The sequence below is a fragment of the Herbaspirillum sp. SJZ107 genome (assembly GCF_006715485.1).
Taxonomy (GTDB): domain Bacteria; phylum Pseudomonadota; class Gammaproteobacteria; order Burkholderiales; family Burkholderiaceae_D; genus Telluria.
Genome location: NZ_VFNH01000002.1, coordinates 310161 through 326183, shown reverse-complemented (window position 1 = coordinate 326183; position 16023 = coordinate 310161). Strand labels below are relative to the sequence as shown.

Sequence of the window (16023 nt, the reverse complement as noted above, 5' to 3'; positions counted from 1 at the left end):
GGACTGGTCAGTTTGCCATGGCGTGTGCTAAGATGCGCGCCTGCGCTTGCAGCCTCTGTGGCGGAATTGGTAGACGCACTTGACTCAAAATCAAGCGCCGTAAGGCGTGCCGGTTCGATTCCGGCCGGAGGCACCATCAGCAGGTCTTTGACGGTCCAAGATCGTCCAAAAAGACCTCCTTCCCTAGGGAGAGCCCCTCCCAGTTGTCCATTTGTGTCCATAGCGGTACGATAGAAGCTGACAAAAATACCGTCATTTTTGACGGTACTTATTGATAAGCTCAAACGAGATACCGTCACGGAGGCAATCATGCCGCTCACTGACACGTTCGTTCGGCAAGTAAAGCCAATCAAGCCAGGCGGCGACAAGTACGCCGACGGCGGCGGGATGTACCTGCTGGTTAAATTGACGGGAAAATATTGGCGGATGGATTATCGCCACCTCGGCGTCCGCAAGACACTCGCGCTCGGGATCTACCCTGCCATCTCACTTGCCAAGGCTCGAAAACGACGCGACGAGGCGCGCGAATTGATCGCCGAAGGAATAGACCCATCCACCGCCAAACGCGAGAAGAAGCAGCTCCAGGCCGCTGCTGCAGCCAACACCTTTGAAGTTGTCGCACGAGTGTGGCTGAACAAGACGGCGGCAGATCGCGCGGCAAGCACGCATGAAAAGCTGACCACCTGGCTGGAGAAGGACGTCTTCCCATACATTGGCAATATGCCGATTTCAACCCTTACCCCCCGTGACGTACTTCTCGCCGTGCAAAAAATGGAAGTCCGCGGTGCGATTGAGTCTGCACACAAGGTGAAGCAACTTTGTGGCCAGGTGTTCCGCTTCGCAGTAGCAAGCGGATTAGCTGAGCGCGACGTAACAGCGGATCTGAAGGGCGCCCTCGTCGCAATTCCGAAGAAATATTACGCGGCCATCACCGAACCGCAACAGGTCGCTCAGTTGCTTCGCTCGATTGACACCTATAACGGACATGCATACGCGGTCGCTGCACTCAAGCTGTCTCCCCTGCTATTCGTGCGTCCAGGCGAACTGAGAGCGGCAGAGTGGACGGAGTTTGACTTGGATGCCGCAGAGTGGCGTATCCCCGCGCACAAGATGAAAATGAAGATCGAGCACCTGGTGCCATTAGCGACCCAGGCGGTTGCCATCTTGCGAGACCTGCATCGGCTAACGGGGGAAACGAAGTACGTTTTCCCAAGCCTTCGCAGCTTCGATAGGTGCATGAGCGAAAACACGATCAATGCTGCGCTTCGGGGTATGGGATACAGCAAGGAAGTCATGACCGCGCACGGCTTTCGGGCGACGGCGCGAACCATCATGGACGAGGTTTTGGGCGAGCGTGTCGACTTGATCGAACACCAATTGGCGCACGCGGTCAGAGATGCAAACGGACGGGCCTACAATCGCACGGCGCATCTACCCGCCCGCAGAGAGATGATGCAGCGCTGGGCGGATTACCTAGATAAATTACGTAGGGGTGCCGAGATTGTTCCGTTGCGGCACCCATATTAATGACGCCACGGTGACGATTTAGCCAATATGCTGCCCAGCAGTTTAAGCTGGGACTATCGATGGCAAAACGTAATCGGCCGGGTTTACTTCGGGTCGGTTATCGTTCCTTCGACTGAGACCGCAAGCGGCAATAACAATAATGCTGGCGCAAAGAAAAGTAAGCCGATGCCAACGATTACGGTGCCGAAAAAAAAGCCGAGCCACGCAATTTCAGCAGCGACAGCAGCACATAGAAGACCTAGACCACACAGCAAAAAGACCAAACCAACCAATTTATCCATATGCGGATTCATTATCAGAGGGGATGAGTAAGGCCAACAATGCCATGAAAGATGTTTTTTGCCTAATCCGTCAGCGCCGGTAAAGCCTTTCGACGACCTGGTAGACGGGTACCGTCAACTTATCTGCCTGGCTTTTCGCCATGGTCCATACTTGGGTTGCGGTCGGAATTTTGTCCGCATACTGACACACTGCGTGTGTGTCGAGTGGTGCTTCTTGGTGCTCGACCACCAGGTCGTTCAACGTGCGAGAAAGCTCGCAATCGGATTTGATATCAACTGCAGTCCCTGCTACCAGCGTAGCAACCCCGACGTATGGTGCGGCCCGAAGAGGCAGTTCGGTGATGAGCTCCCCAGCATGTACTGCCAGATTCCGGGATATCCGGTCTGCCACGGTCTTGACTACCTTTGCGCGTCTGACCGAGATAGCCTTTAGCGCGTCCCGGTCTTTTTCAAGTGCGATGTGTTTCTCTCGCAGGCCAGTGTGCTCTGCCTGCAGTGTTCTTAGGTGGTTGTCTGCCTCGACCTTTTGCGCTTTCGCGGTGCTGTTTTCACGCTGTAGCTTGTTAACGGCGGACTCCAGCTCTTTTTTACGCTCTGCAAGAATGCGGTTCTCCCTAGACAGGTCCTCAGCCGTTTGCACAGCGTTGGTTGATGCAGGGCGGGGCCTGCGTCCCATGATCGAATGAATAGAATCTTCGATCGCCGCCTTGATGGCTGACACACGGCTGTCCTGCCCAGGCAACCGGACCGGTTCGCTTAGTAGCGTTACAATATTTGTAATGACGAGTGCACTAGCAAGAATCCAAGGTAACACTGCACCACGCAGCCATACGGGCGCGCGTTCTTGTTGTGTTGTACTGTCTGTCGGTCGTGGCTGAGAGTCCATGTTCGTGAATTCCCTGCATGTAAAAAATGCAATATAGCGCAGCGGCTGGCCCTCTCGCTACTTTTTTCGCACTGACCACACTAAATAATTAGCGAAGCGCTCGAGCGAAGCAATATGGTCCCCTCGGAAGGAGAAAACCCAGCCAGTTTGCTCGCGAGATCTTATCGTTGACGCGGGTGCGCAGGTGGTGGTTTGAACGATGGCCTACTTTACTAACAAGGGCTGCCATTGTGCCCGACGGTGGGACACTTCATGCGCCGCGTAATAACACATTTGAAAGGGCTGAATCGCTTTTAGGCAATTGCACTGTCTACCTTAAAGCGAGGACGCTAGCCTAACTCTTTAGAACGCCGAACAAAACCTCTTACTTGCTCTAGCAGCAACAATCTCGTAGACTGAGCCGACGTTACGGCAAGCGAATGTTTGATAGCAGTCCACGAGGCCATCGCCAGAGACCAGCGCCTATGAATTGCCTCTTCGCCCACTGCCGTGGTAGCGTTCAAGGATTTTGGCCGATGACTTAACACTTGTGGAGAAAGTTTTTTGGGATTCCCAATCGCGAAGATGACTTGCACGAGTTGCAAGCGAACGGAACCAGGGGTCATGTATTCGAGACCGCGTAGATACCAGCTTGACAGCGAGACCCAACTTCCGATGCAGTACCACACGGGATGGTGTTTCGATTGCGACGGCGTGCGAAACATAGAGAATCTCTCGCCTGACATTACAATAAACGCAATACGGCGAGCGGCTACTACGCTCAAATCCGCTACTGCGAAGCGCAGATGGTTTAGGACCGGGTGGGATTGCCAGTCTTCTCATTGGCTGGACCAGGGACACAAATTTGTGCGGGAGTTCCATACCGAAGACTGGCATACGCTGGGAAGCGAACTCGACGAACAGGCAAACCGTTTAGTGTTTCTTTCACAGCGATCGGTTCCGGCCCGGTGCCTGGAATGCTTCGGATATAATATCGCCGAACTTACGAGATTCGCTGGTGGTGACAGAACAGAAATGATACATCCAGGATGCGGCGGACACTTTATCCTTGAGATACAAGGAAGCATGCATTTGGCGCCTCCGACGACCAAGCTTATACACTTTTCGGATGGGACGTTTTCGCACGAAGAAGCGTATGAAGCCCCTAGCCTGTATAGCGCTGGAAGACTCGACTGACCTTAAACAGGTGCGCCAAACCAGTTCTTCGCAACAGTTTTAAAGCCTGAAGACCTTTGAATGGAACCAATAAAATACAACGAATGCCTTTCAGACATCTTTACAATGCACGGAGAATTGAGAAATTAATCGCGACGGGCGAGGGTACGCAATTCGCTCGAATGTTGCGGAGTGCGCAAAAGGCGGGCAGTTCACGCCAGCTTCCCTAAGGACGCGGCCAAGCTGCATGCCTGCGAACAGGTTGCCGCCGGGGGAATTGAGAAACACGTCAGCGCCGTCATTGCCAGTTTGCTTTAGCGCTTTTGCGACGCGGGCCGGCGCGTCAGAGTCAATCTCACCGCTCAGAATGATATTCCACGTCCTATCCTGGTTCAGCAATTTATACCAATCCGGCGGCTCGACACGGACAGACAGCTTATCCGCTTGGACCGTAGAGGAGAAAGCGAGGGCGGCGGCTGCCAAAATAATTCGATTTATCTTCTTTTGATAACTCAAGATAAGTTCCCTGCCTATACCCATGAATTAACGACACGCAAACATAACTGTCGAGGCTCGCCAGCGCATGGCCGGTCATGGCCGGTTGCTGACGTACCTGGACGGCAGCTACCGACCTATTGTGTTGAAAAACTCGGATCTAGTGCCGCTTGGAAATAAAAGATCGGTAGCTCGACTGTTCAGAACGGCCACCATGGCAAAAACGCGGGTCACTTGGACTGTCAACGCCACTGGAAATTCGCCGTAAAAGTTGCCGTCCGACTTTTTCAACACAATAGACCCGAACTTCGCGGCCTGCCTTTGTACGCTTATATACGAGGAAGCATTGCTAACCATACTCGCGTTCGGGGTAGAATCGGTTCCAGTTCCTGCACAGACCCATCTTCTTAAGTACCACTACCCAATAGAAGCGAGAGGCTATGCTGTTCCACAATGCCGCTACTTAAATGCTAGTGTTTGGAATCTCTTGGGGTACTATCTGGCAGCTGATCTCTTTGAGCCTTTAACTTAACGTTAAGCTCGTCGAGCCGCTTCATGTACCCGTCGAAGCACGCATCCACCGTTGCCTTGTCTTCTTTGTTAAGGGGGGCTGAGAATCTCATGATGTGCGGGGCATCACCTGGATAACGCAGGTCGAATTGTGTACGGGCACCCTTGGCTATGTCAGCAATAAGCGAGAGGGTACGGTCGAACTCAACTAACGCAATTAGTTTCGCAGGCATCTTTTTATCTCGCACCAACTTGATCGGGACCAATGGCTTTGCGTCTGCCTCTCTCGTAATCCAGAAACTTTCCGGCGCAGGGCCGGACGGTTTAGGAAGGCTGATCTTGCCCGCTAAAACACTCTGCCATTGAGAAATGCTTAATCTTAAGCGCCCGCCTTGAATAACGCCGTAAGTGTCTTCAGGGCTAACAGCCAGAACTAATGTGTACTGATCCGCATGTGTCTGCCTGTCGTCGACCACTTTTATTTGAATGCCACACCCTTGGATACCGTCTGCACCACGACTTACATACGGTTTGGTTTCGGCATCCCGAGCCTGCCGCACAACTTGCGCAGTGGCAAGCGGGTAGATGAAGAGGGTAACGACGGCTATCGCGCGAATACCGACGGAAGCGGATCTTTCGGTAAAATACTTCTTCAAAAATTTTCCTAATTAGAATTCATCAAGCGCTAACGGCGTTCCCAAGCCAAGCCCGGCCGCTTGGGTGAGCATAGCAGGTTGCCGAAATTAAAAAAATCACTGATTGTTGCGACTGGCCGCAACCGACCCAAATGGCAGTTGCTGCTGCGGCCATTGCGAAATCAAAAGGCAAAACCTAAATGGCATGATGGCCAGTTGCATGGCGAGGTGCTCTGTTCGGCCTCCGCCGCCTGTCTGTCGCGCATCGTTAAACTGGCGATTGAGACGTTCGGGGTTGTGCCTGAACATTCTGAACGGCCGAGATCGACCGAGAGCAGACCTGCACAGCCCTAGAGTGAGAGGCGCCAGCACCTGAAAGACGAAAGCCAATAGGCTTGGGCTTAGACCTGCCCTTTACAATTCATATCTTGCTGGAAACTAACCAGTTCGTGAATGCGCGCATACCTCGGGTCGTACACCCATTCGTTGTCAAAAAAACTTTTCAGGCGCTGGGTCATGTAGCAGTCGCCGACAACGAGCGAATGAAACCTGTTTCCATGGCCCCGTCTGCCGTCGATGCGCGCGAGGGTGCGTTCAGGCAAGGCTGACATAATGAAGTCTGAGATAACGAGAAGATCGGCGTTCCTATATGCCTCCTCTTCCATTTTGTCCAGGGCATGTTCAAGCGCCGGCGCAACATCGGTACCACCGTGAAACGACATCTGCAGGAAACGCAGCACCGCCTCAAGTCCCACATCCGCGCCCAACTCAAGCACATCTATTCCGGTCGAGAAATTGATCAAATAGCAGGGACGCTTCTGTTCCCTCGACTTTGCTGCGAGAAATAGTGTCACTGCTTTCGCGACAGTCTCGGGCGTGCCGTTCATCGAACCGCTGGTGTCGACACAGATCATCATTGGACCGTGCTGTTCGGCTTCCTGAATACGCCGCTCTTCTTCCGTCTCGACATGCCTATGGATGCGCTGAATGCCCTGCATGTCGAAGCACATCAGGCCCGACTCGACATACTTCAGGTCAAACAGCAGCGCCGTGTCTGGGTCCGCAAGCAACGCAAGTTCTGAGGGCAGTACATGCTCAATATCTCTCCCCAGCCGGATGCCGACAATTTCCTCGCGGGAACTGATATCGGGCACGTGTATGCTAGTCGGAACGACGGATGCCACCCGTTCGATTCTCTCCGACAAATCGATTTGCCGCATTTTCCCCAGCAGGTCGCATAGGGATCGGATCCCCTTGTCCTCCGCAAGATACGTTGCCCAGCGCTTAAACTGCTCGATATTCTGGGGCGTTAAACTTCCTTTGGACAAGTCAAGCAGGATGCCGGTGTCCAGTCCAAGCTCATGTAGCTGGTCCCGCAGCTTCTGTAACAGCTCGAGGAGTCTGTCGAGTTGCTCCATGAGAGCCGCGCGGCGCGACGCGATTTCCTGTAACTCCCATTCGGCGCGGACGCCATCGAGCTGTTTCCGCCACTCGGCAAGTAACAGTCGGGCGCCAATGAACGTTTCTTCAGCCGGTTTCCAGCGGCTCGCCGTCCGATGTTTGCCGGTACCGAACTGGCCTCTCCAGAAGCTTTCGTTGGCGGGGCGCCCGATCGCCCTAGAGAACGACAAGTAATCGTCGACCGCCTGGTCTAAATCACTCTTCGGAACGTCCAGGGAGTGCAACTCAGTCTGCCAATGCAGTAGCTTTCGCTCGTGAGACAGCAGGGGGAACTCTGCGCCCAGCGCGGATTTGGTCGCTCGCTCCCATTCCACCATTTGTTCGCTCACGTGGCGCCGGACCGCGGGCGACGCGTCCAGCACCGAAGCGTAGGAAGCTCCAATGGCGGCACTTACTTCCTGCGATGCGCTGTCGACCGGGCTCAGCGGCATAGTGCTTCGAGCCGTTCACAGTCCTTGATGCGCAGTTTCAGGCTTTCTCTCTGTTCCAAGATACCGGAGATCGCCAGCCTCGTTTTCTCGACGGGGACAAACACGGAATCAAGCTGCGATTCAAGGTTAGCGCACCGCGCTGTAACCTTTCGCAAGATCGAAGCAAGATCTGCCTTGATGCCCGAGAGCGACGTCGCCATCGACTTCACAAGTCGGTTGTTGACATTGCCTTTCCTGTCGCCCTTGTGAAACAGGATATCCGGTGTATACGTTCGCGTTTCCGCTTTATAAGTCCGCGTTATATCGCTACGACGTTCCGTAAGGTTGCATGTCCCCTGTCCGTCAAATAAGCACGTGATTTCTTGAATCTCATTGCCGGATCTGTCCAAAGGGTGAAAGCTAGCCAGCGATTTCATGTATTTATAGGGCAGGAACACCGCGACATCCCCGCTTTGGCGTCGCGCATAATAAAAACTGTCAGACAGGATCAGCCGAAAGACTTCTTCGCCATCCGCTTTCTTTTCTGTTTTGTACACGTCCGCGGAATAGAACAGCTCATTGTTGATCTCACGGTCAAGCGATTCCTTTTTTTGGTCGATCTCGGCGAGGCTGTAGCCGCTATCGAACCCCACTGACTTCACTGCATCGGCCACAATCGTCATCACCGCTTGATGATTGTCCCGATGGGTCCAGATGCAGTGCTCCAGCAGCAGTGCATCGCTGTGATTGGTTTCGGTTCGCCCGTTGAAGAAGGCCGCCGCCTTCATCAACAAAGCCGCCCGTTGCCAGCGCCGGTCCGACACGTACACACCAATTTCATCCAATCGTTGCGCGAGCTGTTCGCGAACCAGATGAACGATGGTTAGGGTTTCGGGCGACAAGGTCACCGTGTAGATTTTCTCAAGCCAGGCATGCCACTCTTCGGACCGAACCTGGAGTGCGGCGGAAACGTCGACGTCCGACCGGCTGGGTCTGCTGTTCAACAGCCGCTCGAAATGTTGCGGCTGACTGATCGGCGCCACCATCAGGCGAACGATAAAGCGGTCGTACAGCGCTTCCAGTCCCTGATTAATGTCCGGTGTTTCGTTGGACGCGGAGATCAGTGCTCTCAACGGAGCTTCCTCGACGTTCTCGCCATTTTTGAAAATGCGCTCATTGATCAGCGTGAGCAGAGTGTTCAGAATTGCGGGACTCGCTTTCCAAATTTCGTCCAGGAACGCGAAATCCGCTTTCGGGAGATATGAGTCCGTCTTACGTATATAACGATCCTCCTTCAAAGCCTTGATCGACACCGGCCCGAACACTTCTTCGGGCGTGCTGAAACGGTTCATCAGGTATTCGAAATAGACCGGCCGCTGAAATGCGCAGGCGACCCGCCTTGAAATGAGGCTTTTCGCCGTTCCGGGAGGACCGTACAGGAACGTATTCTGCCCGCACAGCGCAGCCAGCAGTGCAACGGCGATGGTCTCTTCCCGCTCGTACATTCCTTGCGAGATAGTTTTGACCAGATCCTGAACTCGATTCCTAATCGAGGATGCTGCCTGAGCTTTGGTGCGTTGCACGGGTTTCTCAATTCGCTTTAAAGAATGGTAAACGTACGCATTTTCTCATGCGGCATTAACGTAATGCAACAAAATGCGCTGTCGCGCCCATCGTCGGGTGGTTTAGTTGTCCTAGTACGGCAGGACAAGGGCGGGACGACGTCTAGCGCACTGACGAGAACGGCTTGCTGGGGCGTAACGGTTACCGACAGCGATCGCCCGCCCGCGCGACAGGCGGACCACACGCTGCCTGCTCGGCCCGACTCGTTGATGAATCGATCCCCGCATTGGCATCGTCTGCTTGTGCAACGCGAAAAAATGAATAGTGTTGTCGTGCCAACTAAGCTCTTCAAAGTGCCCAATCATCGCCTGCAGTAATTTTCGCAGAGATTACGGGGACCTAGACGTAGTGCAGCAAGCTCATCGCCATAGACGAACCGAAACCGCGGGGCTTACGTCCGCTGCTGGCCGATTTTGTTGAAAAACTCGGCCAAGTTTACGGCCGGACAAAAATCCTGTCAGGCTCGACTTACCAGAACCGCCGCTATTGAACGATCTCAAAGTGGTTGGACGTTTGAGACCACCAAAAATTGTTGCCGTTCGACTTTTTCAACACAATAGGCCGATAGCTGACCGTCGGTATGGCTCAATGTACGAGCTTGTTGCCATGATGGCAAGTAACAAGTTTTTTAGGCGCTTTAAGCCACGCTCTTTGGAAGACGCACGAGGCCGTAGAACTGGGCACGCTGCAATGGGTTTCTTGGTTCAACCATCACCGCTTGGTAGAACCGCTCGGCTATATACCGCCAGCCGAAGCTGAGGCAAACTATTACAAGCAGTTGAGCGGTCAAGCCAGCCCGGCCTGACTCACACTAACCGGCCTCCGCAAAAGCCGGGGCGATTCACAACCTACCAAAGGCATCTATGTCAACTTATAAAGGTACTATCGAGGTCGAAGCGGTAGACATCCCTACCATGGCACGAATGTCAGACGATGAGTATCAGGAATTCCTTGAAACTCATGGACTGTTCTGGATTGATCATCATGACATTTTAAGATCTACTGCAGCCGAGTATCCGCTTGCCACGCGCAAGTCTCAGCTCGACATCCTCATCGCCGCTTTACAGCAATGTCGTGACAGGATGCGTGAGGACAACCCTTATTAACAAGGCTGTGCACTGGCTACCAGCCATCCGTCTTGGCTAAAGTCGCCCGGTTCGATCTGAAGATGATAGGGATTTGGTTGTGTGCGTAGTCCTGCAGGGAGGAGAAGTCTTCGCCGACAAAGCGAAATATGACGAGGCACGCGACTACGGCATCCTGCGGTGCAGGAATGGCTTTAAGCTTGGCTGGACTGAGCCGCCCAAACAAGCATTGTAGTGTGCATCGAATGTCCCTTGCAGCGCTGGGTTGCCTCGGCGTTGGTGGAAGCCGAATAGTGTGGAGTCAGGGGACCAGCGATACTTCTTCCAGGCGCGGGACACAGCCAGCATGCTCTTGCCAGCGCCTGGCGGGCAAATCAGCAAGGCCGAATGCATGCCGGCAGCGGCCACTTCCAATGCGCGTTTGACATGCTGCTGCCCTTTTACATCGGGAAAATCGGGGTACACCCGGCGCCTCCGCCGCATGCTTGCTGCAATGGCGCTGCAGCCGGCAGTCGTCGTCGAGTGCCGTGAAATGCGAGCACACCGTAGTAGGGTGCGCGTGAGGTACATTGCGGCATCGGCGACCAAGGCCGCTTCATCGTCGCTGGCGTGGGGCAGAATGAAGGAGCCGGGCGCACCGATGCGCAGCGGTGCATCGCGAACCAGGTTGCCGGCCTGAAAGAGTAACACTCTGTCACACGCGACTGCACCGACCCAGAACGGACGTTAGTTAATCACGTAATCTTATCTAGGTGGGAGGGCGGGTCCAGCGCTTGGACGTCATTTGTGATGAATGACAATGACGTGGGATTGGGGGTTTTTCCATTGAGCCAAGAGGAAACGGTATTGCTGCCAACCCCGACTGCTTTTGCTGCATCCTTGATACAGCCGTACACAACTCCGGTGGACAGATCAATCACCTTCTTGGCTGCAGGGTGATTGCCACGGGAAACCTTCTCGGTGAAAGACTTTGACCGCTTCCTGCCACGAAGCGGGTTGCTTGGACCGGACATAAACCGGGAATGCCGGGCTACCTGCTCTGGAGATGGCACGTATCCTTGGCGCGCCTTCGAAATGGCTTTCTTATGTTCCGGTGTAAATTCATTGGACCGGCCCTCCCCCACGAAGCGCATGACAGTGGCACTGGTGCCGTGTTTCTTGTCTTTCACCATCCGGTTGTAGAGCGTCTTCATCGGCATGCCAATTGCTTTGGCGGCCAAGGTGACGCTGGCATAAATTTCGCCGGTTTCGAAATTCATAACCTTGCGAGACATTTTGCTTTGCTCGCCGGTGCGGCCAAACATGGGGTTAGCTTCGCCGAATTTAGTGGCGCGAATTCTATCCTTCCACCATTCTGGCAACTTCTTGCCGCGTAAGTTCTTGTCGCTGTTTTTCATCGACTCGGATTTCTTGCGCCGTGTCTCCTCAGACAGCTTCTTACCCCAGTTAATGTGCTTTTCACCCGAATTGGCTTCACGAAGCTTCTGCTTGGTTGCCTCACTTGGGGTGAGGCCACTAAGTCCATCGCCACCTAAGGTCAAGTTGCACAAGGTGCCACCGTCGTATCGCCTACGATAAAGGGCGATGAGCTCCCGCTCCATGGCGAAGCAGTCTTCTTCGGCAAAGAATTCAGCAATAATTTCGACTTGGTAGTTCGCCTTGGCGACAATGCGCGACCAGAGAGCACTTCTGCGCTTCTTTTCGTAAGCGCGTTGGTACTGGTGCTTCTGACTTTTCGTCCCCTTACCTACATAAAAGACGTCGCCAGTGTCGAGGCGGCGATGCAAGTAGATATAGTAGGTGACGCGGTAGTACGGCATATAACCTCTTCTCACCTATTTACAACGACCGCTTCTGGCCGATTGCAGACGGTCGGGCCAGCATAGCATGTTGCTGAGTTGGAAAATCTAGCGAAGTGTCACGAACGTCTGCAACCGACCCAAAGCGGACACTGCAATCTGTCGGTGTACACGGGCAATGCGGCATTGATCTGTTGGCCCGCGGCGCCGGCACGCATTACGTTGCGTCTCCGCGTAATCGGTCATTAGCGGTAGCCATCGTTGCCTATTTCCCGCAACGCTTCGGCAGCTGCGCGCCTGATGTCTCGTGAGAAGAACGTCGAACGACTGATCGATGCCAACAACGCCGCGACGCTGGTGAGCGTTTCCGCGCGCTTTGTAGTGCCGAAACGGCCGTAGATCCACGCATCATCGGCAAGACCACGCGCCTCGCCGTCTCCTGGTCCATGTTCCTGCATCATGCCAGCCCGGTTCAACAGGAGATGGCAGGCCCAGGTCGCAATCTTACCCAGACGACGGCGATCGAGATCAGGAAGGGTTTCCTTAAGTACATTGAAAACGAGCGGCTTGACAGCGGCTAGACGGTCTTGTGGGTCAATGTGCGGTTCTAGCAGCATGCCAGGATCGATGGAAAAAGATGAAAACGACGAACGGTCGGATATAGTCTCCAGTGCAGGCATTTCACGGTTGCGATCTGCCCATCGCATCGCCGCCGCAGTGAGATCGTCCTGCGAAATGAGAGTCGCTTGTGCCCATTGTTCCTCAAACCATGCGGCGACCCGCCGATGGTCGGACGTGCTAGGAGTGACAAAATAGCCCGCTTCAATAGTGCCGCTGGCGTCAGCTCCCTCGGCGCCAAGACCATTAGTGGACATGTTCGCAGACGAAATTACCGCACCAGCCGAGCCGACCACAACTTTAGCGTGCAGGCCTGCAAGTTGAAGAACGACAGTATTGTCCCGGTCGAGCAATGACGCGATGACGGCCGGGTTGCACATGCCGGAGGCGAGGTCGCAGATGATTCGGCATGCACCCCGTAGCTTAAAGTCGGCCCCAGCTCCCCAAAACGCAACCGCGAAGCGTACCGGTTGCACGACTTCCTGGTCGACCAGAAGTTGGACCTGCGCGGCAATCGCGCGGCCGGATTCCAAGAACATAGTTATGCCTCAGCAGTTGTATTAGACGGAAATTGACCAGGAAATTGTATCGTTCGCGGCATTAAATGTGGGAAATTCAGCCTGCTACATGACGTTTTGAGAACGCTTTATTGCTGCACACCTAACCGTCCGCCAGCTCCATATATGCGGGAAGTGCTAATCAATACGCAGTGTGCGACAAACGGCGCTTCAGGCGGCGTTATCGCGCCCGTATTGATTGAGCACCATGTCAACTAAACGCCCAGAAGGCAATGGAAGACCGTTGACTGGGCTTTTCACCACCGGCCAATCGCGCTCGGCATACCATTCGGAAAGCGCGATAACGTTTTTGCCGGTCAGCTTGGGACCTACTCTTCTATCGATCCTGCCTTCAGATTGCAACTGTTTGATACCAGCCACGAAATAGCGGTCGTACCCGGGAACGTTGTGTGTCAGGCCGAGAATGACCTTACTGAGAAGTGTTCCGGTCGGTGTCACATTAACTTTTTGTAAGACCGTCGCAATCCGGTGGAATATGTTATCGAGCACCACCGCATCGACCGTAGCAAGTTCGTGGAACTGCAGGTGGGCGATCGTGTTCAATATTCCCGTCTTAGAATGCAGCAGTTCGGTCACGAGATCCTTGAAGAAAACGATGTTCGTTTCCTTCAACTTGCTGCTTCCTCTGAACATGCCCCAATGGGCGAGATACGAGGATAGCCACAGAGCAGTATCCGTAATTGCGTCGTGGTCACAGACCATGCCCGCAGGTTTGTCAAAACTCTGGGTGTAGGCGAAGAGGTGATCAAAGCAGAGAACTCCACGATACTTGAATGCCACATCATTACTGTTCCCGTTCATGTGCTTCTCGATAAGGTAGGCGATCTCGAAGTTCCGTTCTTTTGACGACATATTTTTCTCTGTTGGGATTTCTTTACCGACCCATTGCAGACGTGATATGGGCCAAAGTGTCGAAGTATTCTTTCAATCTTGTGCCTCGACGGTTCAAACAGTACTTCTAACGTCCGCTCTTGGTCCGATTCCGGCCGGTCGCGTCAGCTAACATGTTGCCGAGCTGAAAAGATATCCGACTGTCGTGATCGCCTGCTGTCGATGGAATTACCGGCCCTCGTCGCAGCGCTACTTCCTGCTGCACTTAACCATCGGATACGGTCACGAGTTCCCGCTAGGGCTTATAGGCCGGCGTAACTGTTGCTAATTACGCTAAGCCGTCCGAATTGCAGACCAATCGGGATCTATGGGGGCCGCAGGAATGGATCGAACCGCCGGGCCGGTTCATGGCGTCCTCTCATCAGACGCGGGACGCGACGCTGGTCATATCGCCAGGCGCTAGCTCGACGGTGTAGTGGCCGCCTTCCGCCTTCGTGAGCACCAGCAAATCGTAGGTCTTCAGCATGTCCGCGAGGCCCGAGTAGCCGTACACGGCCGGTGAGAAGGCGGGGTCGGTACGCTTCAGGTACTGGCCCAACGCCGACAAATGCACCTGGCCATCGGCGGTCGGCCCAGCTAGAAGCGCCACCGCATCGACCACAAACCTGGGCCGGCGCTTGATAACGGTTTTCTTGCAGGAACCGGCAACTGGCGAGGGCGGCCGCAAGTCCGGAGAATGGTCCGGTTCCATATGGGCGTGCGCCCATTCGAAGAACTGGTCACTGGCATTCCTTAGGGCCGCTGGCGTCTTCGCCTCGCCAACGATCGATACGGTCGCGCCACGCTCACGCAGTTTCCTGCACAGATAAGCAAAGTCTGAATCGCTGGTGACAAGGCAAAACCGGTCGATGCGGCCGTCGAACATCGCTTCCAGGGCATCGAGTCCGAGAGCGATGTCGGACGTGTTTTTACCGGCAGCGTATTGGAATTGCAAACAGGGCGTGAACGCCTTTTCGACCAGCGCTTCCTGCCAGGTCTTGGCGAGCGTCGTGTGGTTGCCATAGCCGCGGCGCAGAACGATCCGGCCAAACTGCGACGCGATCTTCAATGCATAGTCCAGTATTTCCGGACTGGTGTTGTCGCAGTCGACAAACACCGCGACGCGCGGTTCGACAGCATTTTGCGTGGTGCCCATGGCGGTACCTGATCAGTAAAAAAGCCCATGATACTAGTGTAGCGGGCGCTACCTAAGCAACGTCAATAGTAGTTCTTCACGTACAAAGAATAGCAAGCTTAGAGGCGGCTTCTGGCCGAACCCGGCCGTTGGATCCAGCATAGCATCCTGTCAATTTGGAAAAGTCACTAACTGTCACGACCCGCAGTGTCCGACATTGTGGAATCGCCCTGCCACCCTGATTGAACTTTGCGTAGGTGCCAGCGCCGACTCGCCACCGGGCTTAAGGTCGACGCTCCCTAAGTAGGCGCACATTTTGGTGTGCCAGCGCGATGTATCGCTTCGATATAAACGATGAGTTTCATTGATCCAGTCGAGGAAAAATCGAAAGCCGATCAGTATCCTGTCTTGGCGTAATCGACTCGCAGAGTCGGGCAGGATAGGTGAAGTAGGCCCACACGCGACGCGTGTGGGCCTACTTCACCTATCCTTATTCGCACTTCGTGCTCAACGGGAATCCTGCTCTGCGAGGCCAGCCGGCTGGCGCCGTCCACAAGCGAGGTGAACGATGGAAAATAACCGCACGCGGAGGAACAGCCCTCCCGTCAAGGTGTATTGCCTGCCGGACGAGCGCGCACAGCTACAGGCAAATGCAGTGGCTGCCCACAGGAGCCTGTCGACCTACCTTCTGACTGTAGGGCTAGGTTATGAGGTGCGGGGCATACTGGACCATCAGTGCGTCGAGGAGCTCATCCGCATCAATGGCGACCTCGGCCGCCTGGGTGGGCTGCTCAAGCTGTGGTTGACCAACGACGAGCGTACTGCAGCCTTCGGCGAATCGACCATCCGTGCGCTCCTGAGGAAGACTGAAGCAGTGCAGGACGAGCTGCGTGCAGTAATCCGTTCCGTGGTAATTCCGCAAGCAGAGCGTCAAGAGCTTTAGCGGCTAAAACTC

The 16023-nt window shown here is 54.5% G+C and carries 14 protein-coding genes, 1 tRNA gene and 1 pseudogene; 5 read left to right on the top strand and 11 right to left on the bottom strand.

Annotation, left to right across the window (positions count from 1 at the left end; all coding sequences use genetic code 11):
- The first annotated feature begins 51 nt into the window (after positions 1-51).
- Both FBX97_RS11140 and FBX97_RS11135 read left to right on the top strand, forming a co-directional pair.
- A tRNA-Leu gene (locus FBX97_RS11140) sits at positions 52-136 on the top strand.
- Between the two features lie 173 nt (positions 137-309).
- A complete protein-coding gene (locus FBX97_RS11135) occupies positions 310-1527 on the top strand; it encodes an integrase arm-type DNA-binding domain-containing protein (protein WP_141831573.1) in 1218 nt (405 codons plus the stop codon).
- 83 nt (positions 1528-1610) lie between these two features.
- Here the strand turns inward: FBX97_RS11135 and FBX97_RS11130 are convergent, their stop codons facing one another.
- From FBX97_RS11130 to FBX97_RS11105, 6 genes are all read right to left on the bottom strand, one after another.
- Positions 1611-1808, bottom strand: a complete 198-nt coding sequence (locus FBX97_RS11130) for a hypothetical protein (RefSeq protein WP_141831572.1) — start codon at positions 1806-1808, stop codon at positions 1611-1613.
- A 70-nt stretch (positions 1809-1878) separates the two neighbouring features.
- Positions 1879-2529 (bottom strand): hypothetical protein, encoded by a 651-nt coding sequence (locus FBX97_RS11125; protein ID WP_141831570.1) that lies wholly within the window; start codon positions 2527-2529, stop codon positions 1879-1881.
- A 1431-nt stretch (positions 2530-3960) separates the two neighbouring features.
- Complete coding sequence (locus FBX97_RS11120; protein WP_255517425.1) at positions 3961-4365, bottom strand: hypothetical protein; 405 nt, start codon at positions 4363-4365, stop codon at positions 3961-3963.
- Between the two features lie 449 nt (positions 4366-4814).
- On the bottom strand, positions 4815-5510 hold the full coding sequence (locus FBX97_RS11115) for a hypothetical protein (protein ID WP_141831568.1): 696 nt from the start codon (positions 5508-5510) through the stop codon (positions 4815-4817).
- Between the two features lie 380 nt (positions 5511-5890).
- Positions 5891-7381, bottom strand: a complete 1491-nt coding sequence (locus FBX97_RS11110) for a VWA domain-containing protein (protein WP_141831566.1) — start codon at positions 7379-7381, stop codon at positions 5891-5893.
- Positions 7372-8943 (bottom strand): AAA family ATPase, encoded by a 1572-nt coding sequence (locus FBX97_RS11105; RefSeq protein WP_221631793.1) that lies wholly within the window; start codon positions 8941-8943, stop codon positions 7372-7374. The genes FBX97_RS11110 and FBX97_RS11105 overlap by 10 nt, the downstream gene beginning before the upstream one ends.
- Before the next feature lie 686 nt (positions 8944-9629).
- Between FBX97_RS11105 and FBX97_RS11100 the strand changes: the two are divergent.
- Together FBX97_RS11100 and FBX97_RS11095 are read left to right on the top strand one after the other, a co-directional pair.
- Positions 9630-9788 (top strand): annotated as a pseudogene (locus tag FBX97_RS11100) (IS3 family transposase); the annotation flags it as partial.
- Between the two features lie 58 nt (positions 9789-9846).
- Positions 9847-10089 carry a hypothetical protein gene (locus FBX97_RS11095; protein WP_141831564.1) on the top strand — a complete coding sequence of 81 codons (243 nt, stop codon included), beginning with the start codon at positions 9847-9849 and terminating at the stop codon, positions 10087-10089.
- A 144-nt stretch (positions 10090-10233) separates the two neighbouring features.
- Here the strand turns inward: FBX97_RS11095 and FBX97_RS11090 are convergent, their stop codons facing one another.
- From FBX97_RS11090 to FBX97_RS11070, 5 genes are all read right to left on the bottom strand, one after another.
- Positions 10234-10551 carry an ATP-binding protein gene (locus tag FBX97_RS11090; RefSeq protein ID WP_255517520.1) on the bottom strand — a complete coding sequence of 106 codons (318 nt, stop codon included), beginning with the start codon at positions 10549-10551 and terminating at the stop codon, positions 10234-10236.
- Positions 10552-10802: 251 nt separating this feature from the next.
- Positions 10803-11888 (bottom strand): NUMOD3 domain-containing DNA-binding protein, encoded by a 1086-nt coding sequence (locus tag FBX97_RS11085; RefSeq protein WP_141831559.1) that lies wholly within the window; start codon positions 11886-11888, stop codon positions 10803-10805.
- Between the two features lie 224 nt (positions 11889-12112).
- Positions 12113-13024 carry a phospholipase D family protein gene (locus FBX97_RS11080; protein ID WP_141831557.1) on the bottom strand — a complete coding sequence of 304 codons (912 nt, stop codon included), beginning with the start codon at positions 13022-13024 and terminating at the stop codon, positions 12113-12115.
- A gap of 189 nt (positions 13025-13213) precedes the next feature.
- Positions 13214-13915 carry a hypothetical protein gene (locus FBX97_RS11075; protein ID WP_141831555.1) on the bottom strand — a complete coding sequence of 234 codons (702 nt, stop codon included), beginning with the start codon at positions 13913-13915 and terminating at the stop codon, positions 13214-13216.
- Between the two features lie 400 nt (positions 13916-14315).
- Positions 14316-15089: an NYN domain-containing protein gene (locus FBX97_RS11070; RefSeq protein ID WP_141831554.1), complete on the bottom strand. Its 774-nt coding sequence runs from the start codon at positions 15087-15089 to the stop codon at positions 14316-14318.
- A gap of 547 nt (positions 15090-15636) precedes the next feature.
- On the opposite strand from FBX97_RS11070, the gene traJ reads away from it, so the two are divergent.
- A complete protein-coding gene (gene traJ / locus FBX97_RS11065; protein WP_141831552.1) occupies positions 15637-16011 on the top strand; it encodes a conjugal transfer transcriptional regulator TraJ in 375 nt (124 codons plus the stop codon).
- Positions 16012-16023: the final 12 nt, after the last annotated feature.